At 71.7% G+C, this 13152-nt stretch carries 12 protein-coding genes; 5 read left to right on the top strand and 7 right to left on the bottom strand.

Annotated elements, in window-relative coordinates:
• Positions 1–123: 123 nt before the first annotated feature.
• On the top strand, positions 124–1137 hold the full coding sequence (locus RIU97_RS20770) for a hypothetical protein (protein ID WP_404958913.1): 1014 nt from the start codon (positions 124–126) through the stop codon (positions 1135–1137).
• A 29-nt stretch (positions 1138–1166) separates the two neighbouring features.
• On the opposite strand, the gene RIU97_RS20765 is transcribed toward RIU97_RS20770, so the two are convergent.
• From RIU97_RS20765 to RIU97_RS20745, 5 genes are all read right to left on the bottom strand, one after another.
• Complete coding sequence (locus tag RIU97_RS20765) at positions 1167–2114, bottom strand: trypsin-like serine peptidase (protein ID WP_404958911.1); 948 nt, start codon at positions 2112–2114, stop codon at positions 1167–1169.
• 265 nt (positions 2115–2379) lie between these two features.
• Positions 2380–3426, bottom strand: a complete 1047-nt coding sequence (locus RIU97_RS20760) for a YeiH family protein (protein WP_404958909.1) — start codon at positions 3424–3426, stop codon at positions 2380–2382.
• The gene (locus RIU97_RS20755; protein ID WP_404958907.1) at positions 3426–3974 is read right to left on the bottom strand and encodes a cysteine dioxygenase; all 549 of its coding nucleotides are present in this window, start codon (positions 3972–3974) and stop codon (positions 3426–3428) included. The genes RIU97_RS20760 and RIU97_RS20755 overlap by 1 nt, the downstream gene beginning before the upstream one ends.
• 79 nt (positions 3975–4053) lie before the next feature.
• Positions 4054–4959 (bottom strand): LysR family transcriptional regulator, encoded by a 906-nt coding sequence (locus RIU97_RS20750; RefSeq protein WP_404958905.1) that lies wholly within the window; start codon positions 4957–4959, stop codon positions 4054–4056.
• Between the two features lie 89 nt (positions 4960–5048).
• Complete coding sequence (locus RIU97_RS20745) at positions 5049–6563, bottom strand: S1C family serine protease (RefSeq protein ID WP_404958903.1); 1515 nt, start codon at positions 6561–6563, stop codon at positions 5049–5051.
• 237 nt (positions 6564–6800) lie between these two features.
• Between RIU97_RS20745 and RIU97_RS20740 the strand changes: the two genes are divergently transcribed.
• The 3 genes from RIU97_RS20740 (at position 6801) to RIU97_RS20730 (ending at position 9466) form a co-directional block, all read left to right on the top strand.
• Complete coding sequence (locus RIU97_RS20740) at positions 6801–7589, top strand: glycerophosphodiester phosphodiesterase (RefSeq protein WP_404962891.1); 789 nt, start codon at positions 6801–6803, stop codon at positions 7587–7589.
• Between the two features lie 171 nt (positions 7590–7760).
• The gene (locus RIU97_RS20735) at positions 7761–8276 is read left to right on the top strand and encodes an ATP-binding protein (RefSeq protein WP_376611851.1); all 516 of its coding nucleotides are present in this window, start codon (positions 7761–7763) and stop codon (positions 8274–8276) included.
• Positions 8277–8491: 215 nt separating this feature from the next.
• Positions 8492–9466 carry a DUF5926 family protein gene (locus RIU97_RS20730; protein ID WP_319725701.1) on the top strand — a complete coding sequence of 325 codons (975 nt, stop codon included), beginning with the start codon at positions 8492–8494 and terminating at the stop codon, positions 9464–9466.
• Between the two features lie 180 nt (positions 9467–9646).
• On the opposite strand, the gene RIU97_RS20725 is transcribed toward RIU97_RS20730, so the two are convergent.
• Both RIU97_RS20725 and RIU97_RS20720 read right to left on the bottom strand, forming a co-directional pair.
• Positions 9647–10222 (bottom strand): hypothetical protein, encoded by a 576-nt coding sequence (locus RIU97_RS20725; protein ID WP_404958900.1) that lies wholly within the window; start codon positions 10220–10222, stop codon positions 9647–9649.
• A gap of 109 nt (positions 10223–10331) precedes the next feature.
• Positions 10332–11111, bottom strand: coding sequence for a bifunctional DNA primase/polymerase (locus RIU97_RS20720; protein ID WP_404958898.1), 780 nt, complete (start codon positions 11109–11111; stop codon positions 10332–10334).
• Between the two features lie 402 nt (positions 11112–11513).
• Here RIU97_RS20720 and RIU97_RS20715 point away from each other — a divergent pair, with 402 nt between their 5' ends.
• Positions 11514–13067, top strand: a complete 1554-nt coding sequence (locus RIU97_RS20715; RefSeq protein WP_404958896.1) for a PP2C family protein-serine/threonine phosphatase — start codon at positions 11514–11516, stop codon at positions 13065–13067.
• Positions 13068–13152: the final 85 nt, after the last annotated feature.

Raw genomic sequence — 13152 nt, 5'->3', positions numbered from 1 at the left:
CGGCTGGCGCCACCGCTCGGGGCGCCCTCTAATCGCCGTTGCGATTTCCGCTGGCGGGTGTGCATACTCCGCTGCGCTCAGCGCTCGAACAACCGAACGACTTTCAAGGCATCAGGGACATCCATGGCCGCAATCATCCTCATAGGTTCTCTCGTGGCCGCGTACTGGCTGCGGTACGGACTGCTCCCCCTCCGGCCCCAGAACGGCCGGCTGCCCGGGCCCGACCCGCAGCTCGAGCCCGTCCTCACGTCCGTCCGTACGGGGGAGTGGGAGCCGGCGGCCCTCCTCGTGGGCTCTGCCGGAAGCGACTGGAACCTGCGCGCGCACTACGTGCAACACCTCGCGTACACGGCCGTCTACGACGACGGCGCCTGGCTCGGAAAGTGGCACGCCGCCCGCCCCGAGGACCCGGACGCCATGCTGGTCAGCGCGTGCGCGCGCGTCGAGTACGCCTGGAAGCTGCGCGGAGCCGCCTACGCGAGCGCGACCTCCGCCGAGCAGGCCCAGGGCTTCCACCGTGAGCTGGCCGGGGCGCAGCAGGATCTCGCGCAGATCGCCGCTCTGAACCCGGAGGACCCCACCCCGCTCGCCAAGGAGATCTGGGTCGCCCTCGGGCTGGGCTACTCCAAGGAGCAGATGCGATCGCTGTGGACCGAGGTCACCAAGCGGGCGCCCGACCACTACCAGGCCCACTCCGCCGCCCTGCAGTACAAGTGCCGCAAGTGGCGCGGTTCCGCGCAGGAGGCCGAGCAGTTCGCGGCCGAGGCCGCGCGACGGGCGCCGAGGGGCAGCCTGCTGACCGTGCTGCCGCTGGTCTCCTGGTACGAGCACCACGTCCTCAGTGCCGAGGGGCGCGTGCCCGCCGATTTCTTCCGGACCCCGATGCTCACCGCGCTCGTCGACGCCGCGCTCGACGACGTGGCCGCGGCCGAAGGCCACCCGAACCTGCCCTCGGCGCGGCACGCCCTCGCGTACTTCCTGCTCCGCCAGGGCCGCTACCGGGCCGCCGTGGAGCAGTTCCGCCACGTCGACGGCTACGCGGAAGCGTTCCCCTGGCGGTACCGGCCGTGGAAGAAGCTGTCCTACCGCGCCCACCGCACGCGGGCCATGTGGGGAGCCCTGCTCACCCGCCGGTGAACGAGGCCTGCCGGGCTCCCCACACCTGGTCAGGACACCTGGGCCTTGTCGTAGGCCGCCTTCGCCTCGTTGCCGAAGTAGGGCCCGTACATCCGGTTCGGCAGGAAGGTGTAGCCGAAGCTGTTCACCGAGACCTGGGTGCCCAGGCCCGTGGCCTCGTTGAAGTCCTGGAACCAGGGGCCGCCGCTGGAACCGCCGGTCATGTTGCAGGCCAGGCTGTGGTCGCGGGTCAGCAGGAAGTCCTTGCCGCTGTTTCCGCTGCAGTAGACCAGCTTCGTGCCGTCGTACGGGGCCGCGGCCGGGAAGCCGAAGGAGTACATCTTCTTGTTGTAGCCGCCGTTGAAGAGGATGCCCTGGGCGCCGACGGCCTGGCTGAGGGTCTGGCCGTTCAGCGGGGCGACGACGGCCAGGCCGACGTCCATGTTCATGTCCTCGCTCGCCGCCCACTGGTCGGTGGCGAAGGTCTTGGTGGCCGACCACTGGCCGTAGGGCGCGGACCCGTTGTTGTAGGCCGGGACGAAGACCCAGTTCGTGTGCCAGGCGCCCTGGTACTTCACGCAGTGGCCTGCCGTGATGACCGTGCCGCCGTTGGCGCTGGTCACCGAGTCGCCCGAGCAGGAAGCGGTCCGGCCACCCATCGTGAAGAAGACCCGGCCCGAGGTCTTCACGACCGCGCCGCCGCCCGTCCACGCACCGCCCGCCTGCGGGAAGGCGGTGGGGGACGCGGCAGCCGTCGGAGCGATCCTGGTGGGCGCCGGCGAGGCGGCGACCGGGGTGCGGGAGGCGCCGGGGACCGCCGTCACGTCGAGCGGGGTGGCGCTCCGCATGCGCTCGGCGGTCCAGAAGCCGGAGGTGTGCTGCTGCCGGAAGGACGCGGGGGCGTCCGCCGCGACCGAGGGGCCGGCGGCCGTCAGGACGCCCGTGACCAGGGCGCCCGCCGAGAGCAGGACGGATAAGGCCGTGCGATGACGATTCACGCATGACTCCTTCTGCCGTGCCCGGTCCGGATGAAGCCGGGCAGGGTGGGGGTGAAGAACGGTCGGTGCGGATCGGCTGTGCTCGGTGCGTGTGTGCGTGGTGCGTGTGCGTGGTGCGTGTGCGCGGTGGCTGTGTGCGTGGTGGCTTGTGCCGGGTGCGGCCTTGCCGGGGCAGAGTGGCACGGCCGTGCGTCAATGTCAGCGGGCAGTCAGAACGTTCGGTCGGTTCCGGCCAGGAAATGGCCAACTCCCCGCTGTTGCGCCGTCATACGGTGAGCAGCACGCCCGCGTACGAAACGCCGGCCACCACCACCCACGCCCCGAGCCCCAGCGCCGCCGCCCGCCCCCCGGTCCGGGCCAGCGTCGGCAGGTGCACCGCGCTCCCCAGGCCGAACAGGGCCGCCGCCAGCAGCGCCTCCTGCGCGGTGTGCGCCCACTCCAGCGCTACGTCGGGCAGTACGCCGGTGGCGCGCAGCGCGGCCGCGGCCAGGAATCCGGCCACGAACAGCGGGACCGGGGCCGGCCGGCGCCCCGAGGCCGTGCGCACTCCGCGCCGCCGGGCCCGTACGGAGAAGGCCACGGCCGCCACCAGCGGGGCGAGCAGCGCCACCCGCATGAGCTTGACCAGCACCGCCTCGCCCAGGGCGTCCGGGCCGGCGGTCTGCGCGGTCGCCACCACCTGGCCGACGTCGTGGACGCCGGCGCCCACCCACCGACCGAAGGCCGGGTCGGAGAGTCCCAACGGGCCTTGGAGGAGCGGGAGAACCGCGATGGCGAGGGTTCCGCAGAGGGTGACCAGTGCCACGGAGGCGGCCACGTCCTCCTCGTCGCTGCCCGACACCTCGCTCACCGCGCCGATCGCCGAGGCCCCGCAGATCGAGTAGCCGGTGGCGATCAGCAACGGCTGGTCGCCGGGGAGGCCGAGGCGCCGTCCTAGCCAGACGGTTCCGAGGAAGGTGGCCGCGACCACTCCCACCACCATCGCCACCGTGGCCCAGCCGAGCCGGAGCACCTCGTCCAGCCCCAGGCCGAGGCCCAGCAGGACGATGCCGATCCGCATGAGCCGCCGGCCGGCCAGGGAGAGGCCCGGGCGCGCGGTTCCCCGTACGAAGGTCCGCAGACCGGGGAGGTGCGCCACCGCGATGCCCAGCACCACCGAGGCGGTCAGCATGGGCACGGCGGGCACGAGACGGTGGATGCACCAGGCGGTCAGCGCCCCGCCCGCGGCCATCGCCAATCCGGGCCAGGGAGTGGATGTTTCACGTGAAACAGGCCGGACCGCCACGCCGTGCGGGCGGTGGAGGAGGGCCATCAGTCGACGGGGAGCGTATAGACGCGGCGGATGCTGGTGCCCAGCCGGGACACGTCGGCCCCGTACACGTGCACGGATATCGCCTTGCTGCCACAGGAGTTGCGCACCTTGTGGATGTCGCCGGGCGGAGCGAAGCCGCAGACCTCACCCTGGGCGTTGACCACGTCCTCGGTGGCCACCAGGCGGGCCGGGCCGACGCCCGGCGCGAGGCGGAAGCGGCGCTCGCTCTCCTCGCCCTGGTGCACTCCGGCCACGCACCACGACACGTGGTCGTGGATGCAGGTCTCCTGCCCCGGCAGCCACACCAGGGCCACCACCGAGAAGCTGCCGTCCGACTCGGCGTGCAGGACGTGCTGGCGGTACCGCTCGGGGTCGCCCTCCTGCTGCGCCGGCGTCAGAAGGTCGGGCGCGCCCAGGTGCGGGGCGAGCCGTTCCCCCACCAGATACGCGGTGAGGTCGGGAGCCAGCCCCCGCTCCACGACGGTGCGGATCTCACTGACGAGGGCGGCCATCCTCGTGGTGGTGCGGGCCGGCGTGGTGGTGGTCATATTGGCAGCGTGCTGCCGTCGTTCCATCACGTCCAACGACAGTTATGACCTGAAAACCCAAGCACCGCTTATGGTTTGATCAGCAGCCGACCCGGTTCGCCGCCGCCTGCTTCAGTGCGTCGAGGACCACGGCCGTCGCCGGAATCCGCAGGTGGTCCCGGTAGACGTAGGCGGCGATGTGCCGGCGCGCGGCGGGCTGGAGCGCCCGCCCGCAGACCCGGCTCAGCGAGAGGGAGGGCAGCACCAGGGCGGGCATCATCGCCACCCCCAGCCCCTGTGCGACCAGGCTCTGCACCACCAGGTTGTCGTCGGTGGCGAAGCGGATGTCGGGCACGAAGCCCAGCTCCGCACACTCGTGCAGCAGGTTCGCCCGGCAGCGCGGACAGCCGGCGATCCACCGTTCCTCGGCGAGGTCGGCCAGGTGCACGGCGCGGCGCCGGGCCAGCGGATGCCCGGTCGGGAGGAGCACCGTCAGCTGGTCCTCCAGCAGCCTGACCTCGGCGACTTCCTCCGGGATCTCCTCGTGCAGGCCGGGGTAGGTGAAGGCCAGGGTGATGTCGCACTCGCCGCGTTCCAGCCGGCGCAGCGATTCCGGCGGCTCGCCCTCCAGCAGCTCCACCTGTACGCCGGGATGGTCTTTGGCCAGGCCGCTCAGGGCCTCCGGTACGAGGGTGACGTTGGCGCTGGGGAACCCGCACAGCCTGACCCGCCCGGTGCGCAGGCGGGCGTACGCCCTCAGCTGTGCCTCGGCGGCGGAGAGGTTGCCGAGGATGGTCTCGGCGTGCCGGGAGAGCGACTCACCGGCCTCGGTGAGCTGCATCTTGCGGCCCACGCGGGTGAACAGCGGGGTGCCGACGGCGCGTTCGAGCGCCTTCATCTGCTGGGTGATGGCGGGCTGGGTGTAACCCAGCACACGGGCGGCCGCCGAGTACGACCCGGAGGCGACCACCGTGTGGAAGGTCCGTATGTGCCGAGAATCGAACACCAACGAAGCATAAGCGGACGTTGGAGGGGCCGTAGGCAGAATCCCGCCTACGGCCCCTCCTCATCGGGCCACCGCCGTGGCCGGTACTGCTACTTGTCGCCGACCCGCGAGCCGAGCGTGATGTCGACCGTGGTCGGCTTGCCGCTGCGCAGGTAGGTCAGCTTCACGGTGTCGCCGGGCTTGTACGTCCAGATCATGCTGATCAGGGTCGGGCCGCTGTCGACCGGCTTGCCGCCGAACTCGGTGATGACGTCGCCGGGCTTCAGGCCCGCCTTGCCGGCCGGGCCGTTCGGGTCGACCAGCTCGTTGGCCGCCGCACCCTGCTCGGAGATCTTCGCGCCCTCCGCCTTGGCCTGGAGGTCCACGGACACCGAGATCACCGGGTAGACCGGCTTGCCCGTCTTGATCAGCGATTCGGCGACGTTCTTCGCCTGGTTGACCGGGATGGCGAAGCCGAGGCCGATGGAACCGGCCTGGCCGCCGCCGAAGCCGCCGTTGCCGGCCGACTGGATCGCGGAGTTGATGCCGATGACCGCGCCTCGGCCGTCGAGCAGCGGGCCACCGGAGTTGCCCGGGTTGATCGAGGCGTCCGTCTGGAGCGCGCTCATGTACGAGTTCTTGCTGCCGCTGCCGTCTCCGGAGGCGACCGGCCGGTTCTTGGCGCTGACGATGCCGGTGGTGACCGTGTTGGACAGGCCGAAGGGGGCGCCGATCGCGATGGTCGAGTCGCCGACCGCGACCTTGTCGGAGTCACCGAGCGGCAGCGGCTTGAGGCCCGCCGGCGGGTTCTTCAGCTTCAGGACGGCGACGTCGTAGCCCTGGGCGCGGCCCACCACCTCGGCGTCGTACTTCTTGCCGTCGGAGAAGATCGCGAAGAGCTTGCCGCCGTTCGCGGCGGAGGCCACCACGTGGTTGTTGGTGAGGATGTGGCCCTGCTGGTCGTAGACGAACCCGGTGCCGGTGCCGCCCTCGCCGTCGCCCGCCGAGGCCTCGATGGTGACCACGCTGGGCAGTGCGCCCGCGGCCAGGCCGGCGATGGAGCCGGCTTCGCGCTTGAGGTCCTTGGGGGTGTTGGCCGCGCTGATCGTGGTCGAGCCGGTGCCGTTGTCGCTGCGCTCGGCGGCCCAGTAGCCGACGCCGCCGCCGATGCCGCCCGCGAGGAGGGCCGCCACGAGCACGGCCGCGATCAGGCCTCCCTTGCCCTTCGGCTTGGGCGCGGGGGCGCCGTCGGTGGTCAGGGGAGCACCCCAGGCGCCGCCGCCGTGGCCGCCGTACGCCGGCACGGTGGGCGGCGGGGGCGGCCAGCCCCCGGCTCCGTGCGCGGCCGGAGCGGCAGCCTGACCGTAGGCCGGGGCGGGCGGGATCTGCTGGGTGGGCTCGGTACCGGGCGCGGGCGTCGGCGGCAGCTGCTGGGTCACCGGCTCGGCGGCCACGGGCCCGGTCGCCGGAGCGTCCGGGATGTGCGCCGCGGCCTGCGGTGCGGCATGGGCCGTCTGCGGAGCGGGCGCGTGTCCCGCCGCCTGCGTCTCGGAGGCCGGAGCAGGGGGTACGGACGGGGCCGCGGGGGGTGTGGGGGCCGCGGTGCCCTCGTTCTCGATGCTCACAGCGCTCTCTCCTCGTCACACACGGCTTCGAAAAATCTCTGGCGATCGGTCCGACTGAACGTTCGACGTGCCGCACAAGTTCCTGGGCAAAGCCTTTCCCATGACCCGTCAGAGCACTGTAAGCCGGACCTGTGCATCTCTCCCCATTCTTTATATCCGACATTTCGGACGGATCCACAGGATGGACCTCGACGCCGGGGGCCCTCTCGGTGGCACGATGACCCGGTGACCCACGCAATGCCGCGCACCATCCAGGTCGTCGCCCACCGCGGCGCCTCGGAGGACGCCCCCGAGCACACCCTGGCCGCCTACCGCAAGGCGATCGAGGACGGCGCCGACGGCCTCGAATGCGATGTCCGGCTCACCGCCGACGGCCACCTGGTGCTGGTCCACGACCGCCGGGTGAACCGCACCTCGAACGGCCGCGGCGCCGTGTCGGCCCTGGAGCTGGCCGATCTCGCCGCCCTCGACTTCGGCTCCTGGAAGGACCGCGAGGAGTCCCCCGACTGGGACGCGGACCCCGAACGGACCTCCGTCCTCACCCTGGAGCGCCTGCTGGAGCTCGTCTCCGACGCCGGACGGCCGGTGCAGCTCGCGATCGAGACGAAGCACCCGACCCGCTGGGCCGGACAGGTGGAGGAACGCCTCCTCTTCCTCCTCAAGCGCTTCGGCCTGGACACCCCGCCCGCCGCGGGACCGCACCCGGTCCGGGTCATGAGCTTCTCCGCGCGTTCCCTGCACCGGGTGCGCGCGGCCGCCCCGACGATCCCGACCGTGTACCTGATGCAGTTCATCTCGCCCCGGATGCGGGACGGGCGGCTGCCGGCCGGGGCGACGATCGCCGGTCCCGGGATGCGGATCGTGCGCAACCACCCCGGCTACATCCGCAGGCTCCAGGGCGCGGGCCACTCCGTACACGTATGGACAGTGAACGAGCCCGAAGACGTTCAGCTCTGCGCTGATCTGGGTGTGGAAGCGATCATCACGAACAGACCCCGCCAAGTTCTGTCCCAACTGGGGCGCTGACGTTCCGATTTGCGCACCCGTCACCCCTGACCCTCGCGTAACAGGGTGTGCTCCGGCGCATCCGCTCCGCATTCGTGCGGCATGAATGCGTCAGAGGGGCCCGCTTCGGCGGTTTCCGGTCCAGGCCATTGGGGCATCCAGACCATGCGTGGGGCTAAGGAGGTTCCGGGGGTGGCGTTGGTGGTGGCACAAGAAGTGCCCACGTCGTCGTGCATGGACGTACGCCATGGTCCTGCGGGCGTGGGCGAGGCGAGGCACCGGATGCGCGAACAACTGCGTATCAGCGGTGTGCCCGAATCGGTCGTGGACGATGCCGTACTGATCCTTTCCGAACTGCTCAGCAACGCCTGCCGACACGGCAGGCCCCTGGGCACGCGGGAAGTCGGAGACGGGGAGATACGCGCCGCATGGCGCGTCGACAGGGCGGGGCGGCTGACGGTCGAGGTCACGGACGGGGGCGGTCCCACCCGCCCTGTTCCTGCCACGCCCTCGGTCACCGCGCGCGGCGGCCGGGGGCTGAACATCATCAGCGCCCTTGCCCAGGACTGGGGTGTCCGGGACGGAGCGGCAGGTGAGGTCACCGTGTGGGTGGTCGTTGCCTGTGGGCCCCGGCACGAGGATTTCGCTACGCGCGTTGCGCCCCCGGCGATCGACTTCAGCACGGCGTTCGACGACCTGGATCCCTGACAGCGGGATCCCTGACAGCACAGCCCTGCAGCACACGTGAAGCACAGCGAACCGCACGACCAACAGAACAGCAGTACCGGTCATCCGCACAGGCGGCCGTCCGGGAGCGCACGCCGACCGTGCTCCCGGCCGCACCCCACCGGTTCCGGCGGTACGAACGGCTAGGCTCGCGCCCAGACACGACGCCGTACCGCCGCAACCGGGAGACACGCACGATGGCCAAGAAGCGCCCCGCAGCCAAGACTGCAAAGCCGCAGCTCAACAACGGTGAGATCCCCGTTGTGGGCGCGCGCGAGCCCTGCCCCTGCGGATCCGGGCGCCGCTACAAGGCCTGCCACGGCGCAGCCGCCGCGCATGCCGTCACCGAGCACGTGCAGCGCCCGTTCGAGGGCCTGCCGGGCGAGTGCGACTGGGTCGCGCTGCGCGAGCTCGTGCCCGCCGCCACCGTCCCGCTGACCCTCAAGGGCGGTCTGCCCGAGGGCGTTCCCTCCGTCACGCTGGTGACCGTACTGCCCATGGCCTGGCCGGCGCTGCGCCGCGAGGACGGGTCCGTCCTCCTCGGCCTGCAGAACGACTCGTCCAGCGGGGACCTCGGCCGCGACATGGCCGACACGCTGGAGCGCGCGCTCGTAGCGGAGCCCGGTACTCCGGTCGCTGCCCGCCGGGTTCCCGCCGAGGGTCCCCGACTTCAGGATCTCCTGGACGCGGACGGCGGTTTCGAGCCGGTTGTGCACAGCGGCTTCGAATTCTGGATTCCGGAATCCGAGAGCGCCCAGAACGCCTCCCCGGAGATCGCCGCCTCGCTGGAGCGCGCCAACGCGGCCGCCATTCCCACCGTCAAGCTGACCGGCGTGGACGCCGCCTACTGGTGCGAGACCCCGGAGAAGAACCACCTGCGCTGGGTCATGCCGCACCCCGAGGAGAAGCTGCTCGACGCCCTCGCGCGGCTGCACGCGGCCGGCACGACCTCCCTCGGCGAGGGCACGAAGCTCGTCGGTTCCTTCCGTGCGCACGGCCTCATGGTCCCCGTCTGGGACCTGCCCACCGGGGTGACGGCCGACGACGTCGAGAAGCCCGCGGCGGAGTTCGCGGAGCGGCTGGCCGGGGCCCTGGCCACGGACGCCCCGCTGACCACGGAGGAGCGCCGGGCACGCGGCGGACTCACCAACCGCCAGGTGACCCTCAGCTGACCGCGCGCACGCGTGGAGCCGGTGACCGGAGTCACAACTCCCGCTAATCGTCTGCAAATCGGTGTCTGAATATCAGAGATCGAATTTGCGAACAGGCGATCTCTTGTTACCGTTCTTGTAGCCCGGTCGCTGGTGCATCCCCCGTCGCCAGCGACCGGGCCCTTCCATTTACGGTGATGCTCAACGGTCACCCGGTCCCGATGAGTTGCTTCCGGACCGCAGGAGCAGCTCCCCTTCATCATCCGGAACTGCAAACTCCGCTACGGCCGAGTAACTGTCCGGACCCCCGGCCGACTCTTCCTTCGGCGTCTCGCACAGGCCCGGCTCGTCGCCCGCGCCCACCGCGCACCGGATCTGCACCGTGCGCCCGGCCGGACCCATCATCGTCAGCACGGCATCCAGCGCGCGACCACTCGTGTTCCTGTAGTAACTCCGGCCCCACGTATGGCCCTCGCCCACCAGCACGCAGGTCTGCGCCTCCACGCCGTGCGGCGAGGACAGTTCGGGACCGCAGCGGGAATCGGTCCGGGGCTGCTCGGCCGGACCGGGCTTCCCCGGCTCCACCGCCCCCGCCGCCGGCCGCGCCGGGGTCTCGGTGTGCGTGCGGGGGGAGTCCGAAAGCCCGAGCGCCGAGAACAGGCCGCCGCCTTTTCCGTCGCCCTGACCGGCGAAATCCGGCCCGGCGATCGCTCCGGTGAGCGGAAGCGACAAGATGATCAGCACACCGGCGCCGATACCGATCAGGCGGAGATTCATTCGCCGAAGATAGCGACGCGGGAATGGGGCGCGGAGATCCCCGCGCCCAATTCCCCTCGAAACTGGCCCCGCTGGCACCCGTACGAGTGATCCGCCGACGCCCGGCAGGTCAGTACGCGAGCCTGCTGCCGCCGCCGGGTGCGCCGCTGCTCGCCTCGACCAGCGCGTCCACGACCGCCTCGACCTCGGGCAGCCAGAGGTTCACCGCACCCCGCGGTTCCGGCCCCGTCGTCGACTGCGGCTGCGCCTGCCGCTGTTGCTGCTTCCGCTGCTGGGGCTGGGTCTGCGGCCCCGGCTCCCGTTCCCAGCGCACCTGGCCACCGCTGGACGCGGCGGACGGCGGCAGCAGCAGGTAGCCGCCCTCGCCGTGGAAACGCAGCGAGGAGGGCACGTGGTCCTTCGCGTAGAGGAGTTCGCCGAGCCGCTCCAGCGAATACGGCGCCACCAGCAGCGACCAGCGGGTGGGCGTGGCCACGACCGGTCCGAGCCGCATGCCCTGCGCGTCCAGTCGTACGAGGGCGCGTGCGGCCGCGCCCGCCGGGAGGCTCACCGCGCACGGGGCGGTCCCGCCGGTGGCCATCAGAACGGGGGCGGTGGGCCGGTTGGTCCACCACCAGGCCACCATCCGGGGGTCGGTGGTGGCCCCGAGCAGCCCGGGGTCGAAGGGGTGGGCGCCGGGGACGACGCAGTCGGGATCGGGGCAGGCGCACCGCGAGCCGTCGGTGGCGGACCGGCCGACACCGGGCAGCACGGGCCACTGCCATGTGGTGGCGCAGACGAGCGCCGCGTCGAGGAGAGCGGACGGGGTGCCGCTCCGTCCCGGGTCGGGGCGCAGGGATTGAAAGCGATCGCGGAGCCGCTGGAGACGCCTTCCGAGGATCTCGCGCATGAGCGCTCGTTCCTTTCCGTTGAACGCCGAGGGCCACATCACACCATGTAACCGGTGTCTCACCACACGTACAGGTTTCGCGTCACTGTCCGCCAGAGGTCCACACGGTTCGTGCAGGTTCTTACGGGTCCATCAAACGTCCGGCGGGGGCGGAGCGCGACCCGCGCCGACGGCCGAGACCGGCTGCCGCCGCTAAGGACGACGGCCCGTGCCGGGTGGTTCCAAGCGGTTCCCGGCGGCACCAACTGACCCCGGGCGCCACCGAATACGTACCCGACCCCCCTGCGACGCCCGCCCAGTCGACCTCAAAAACCGACCGCTTCCAGCTTTTTCCGGCCAAGTTCTAGCCTTGGCTCGACAGTGAGTTGCCGTCCCACGGACACCAGGATTCCCACCTGGGCAATGCTGGACATGTATCCACGTGTGCGTGTAGATGTGGATTCCTTGATGGCGGCGCAGCACGATCTGGGGGTTTGCGATGCTATATGGCGAATCGCACCAGGTGGAAAGGCGGACGCCATGAGCGCCCCGCATCTGCCGAAAGTGGCTGGAATCGATCCGGCAGTTACCGCGTCACCGCACACTGCGGCGCCCGCTCCCGCCCGAACGGCCCCCGCACCGGTCCCACCGCCCGGCCCGGGCAGCGTCATCCAGGACCGGCTGGCGGGCATGGTCTCGGACCTCACCACCCTGCACGAGCTCACCGAGCGGCTGGCCCGCACCAGTGACCTCGACGCCTCCCTCCACGAGTTCCTGCGCGCCGGAGCCTCGCTCGTCGGCGCCCGCCGCGGCCTGGTCGTCCTGGAGCCCTCCGACGGGCTCGGCCCCACCAGCACGATCGGCCTCGGTCTCGGTCACGCCGAGCTCGGCCACATCGAGACCGTGCCGCGCAGCGCGACCTCGTACGGCCGGATCCTCGACGGACTGCCCGATGCCCACGGCGGCTCCGAGGTCCTCCCCGAACCGGGCGAGCCCCCCGGCACCGGGGGTTTCGCCGCCCCCGTCGACCCCCGTCACCGCGAGGTCGCGGCCCGTCTCGGCTATGCCGCCAGCTACGCGCTCCCGCTGACCGCCGAAGCCACCGGCAGGCTCGGCGCGGCCGTCTGGCTGTACGACGAACAGGCCGAGCCGAACGACCGCCAGCGCGACCTCGCCGGGCTGTACGTCCGGCACGCCGCCGAGCACCTGGCCCGGATGCTGGAGGTGGAGCGCTCCCGCTCCCGCCTGGCGACCGTCGCCGAGGAACTGCTGCCCAGCCGGCTCCCCCGGATCACCGGGGTGCAGCTCGCCGCCCGCCACCACACCGGACCACGCGGCGGCGGCGACTGGTACGACGCCCTGCCCCTGCCCGAGGGCGCCCTGGGCCTGGCCGTCGGCTCCGTCACCGGATCGGGGCCGAGCGCCGTCGCCGCCATGGGGAGGCTGCGCGCATCGCTGCGCGCCTATGCCGTCATGGAGGGCGAGGACCCGGTAGCCGTCCTGTCCGACCTGGAACTGCTGCTGCGCCTCACGGAGCCGGCGCGTTCGGCCACCGCGCTCTTCGCCTACTGCGAGCCGGCCGGTGGCCCGCACTCCGACGGCCAGAGCCACAAGATCATCCTGGCCGGCGCCGGACACACCCCGCCGCTCCTCATCGGCGAGCACCGCACCGAGTACGTGGAGACGTCGCTCTCCGCGCCGCTGGGCATGCTGTCCTGCTGGGAGGCGCCGAGCGTGGAGATCGAACCCGCACCCGGAGAAACGGTGCTGCTCTATACCGACGGGCTGCTGCGCCACACCGGAGACCCGATGGACCGGGCCTACGCGCGGCTGCACGCGGCGGCCGCGGGCGCGCCCCGCAGCGTCCGGGAGGACCCGGCGGCCCTGTGCGAGCACATCCTGCGGACCGTGCTGCCCGAGGGGGAGCCGGCCGACGCCCCCGAGGACATCGTGCTGCTCGCCGCCCGTTTCGAGTGAGCCGCCCCGGGTAGGCCGCTCCGAGTTCGGCCGGGCCGCGGTCCATGGTCCGTATCGTGACGGACGGCACGATTCGGACCAGCTC

The sequence above is a fragment of the Streptomyces sp. 147326 genome, from assembly GCF_045000215.1.
Taxonomy (GTDB): domain Bacteria; phylum Actinomycetota; class Actinomycetes; order Streptomycetales; family Streptomycetaceae; genus Streptomyces.
The sequence above is the reverse complement of the archived record's forward strand: the minus strand, read 5'-3'. Positions and strand labels throughout refer to the sequence as shown.

What these genes read in the sequence shown, in the direction of transcription:
- RIU97_RS20715 (WP_404958896.1), top strand. Translation starts at nt 11,514, where the DNA reads ATGCTGGACATGTATCCACGTGTGCGTGTAGATGTGGATTCCTTGATG.
- RIU97_RS20740 (WP_404962891.1), top strand. Translation starts at nt 6,801, where the DNA reads ATGCCGCGCACCATCCAGGTCGTCGCCCACCGCGGCGCCTCGGAGGAC.
- RIU97_RS20730 (WP_319725701.1), top strand. Translation starts at nt 8,492, where the DNA reads ATGGCCAAGAAGCGCCCCGCAGCCAAGACTGCAAAGCCGCAGCTCAAC.
- RIU97_RS20720 (WP_404958898.1), bottom strand. Translation starts at nt 11,111, where the DNA reads ATGCGCGAGATCCTCGGAAGGCGTCTCCAGCGGCTCCGCGATCGCTTT.
- RIU97_RS20760 (WP_404958909.1), bottom strand. Translation starts at nt 3,426, where the DNA reads ATGGCCCTCCTCCACCGCCCGCACGGCGTGGCGGTCCGGCCTGTTTCA.
- RIU97_RS20725 (WP_404958900.1), bottom strand. Translation starts at nt 10,222, where the DNA reads ATGAATCTCCGCCTGATCGGTATCGGCGCCGGTGTGCTGATCATCTTG.
- RIU97_RS20770 (WP_404958913.1), top strand. Translation starts at nt 124, where the DNA reads ATGGCCGCAATCATCCTCATAGGTTCTCTCGTGGCCGCGTACTGGCTG.
- RIU97_RS20755 (WP_404958907.1), bottom strand. Translation starts at nt 3,974, where the DNA reads ATGACCACCACCACGCCGGCCCGCACCACCACGAGGATGGCCGCCCTC.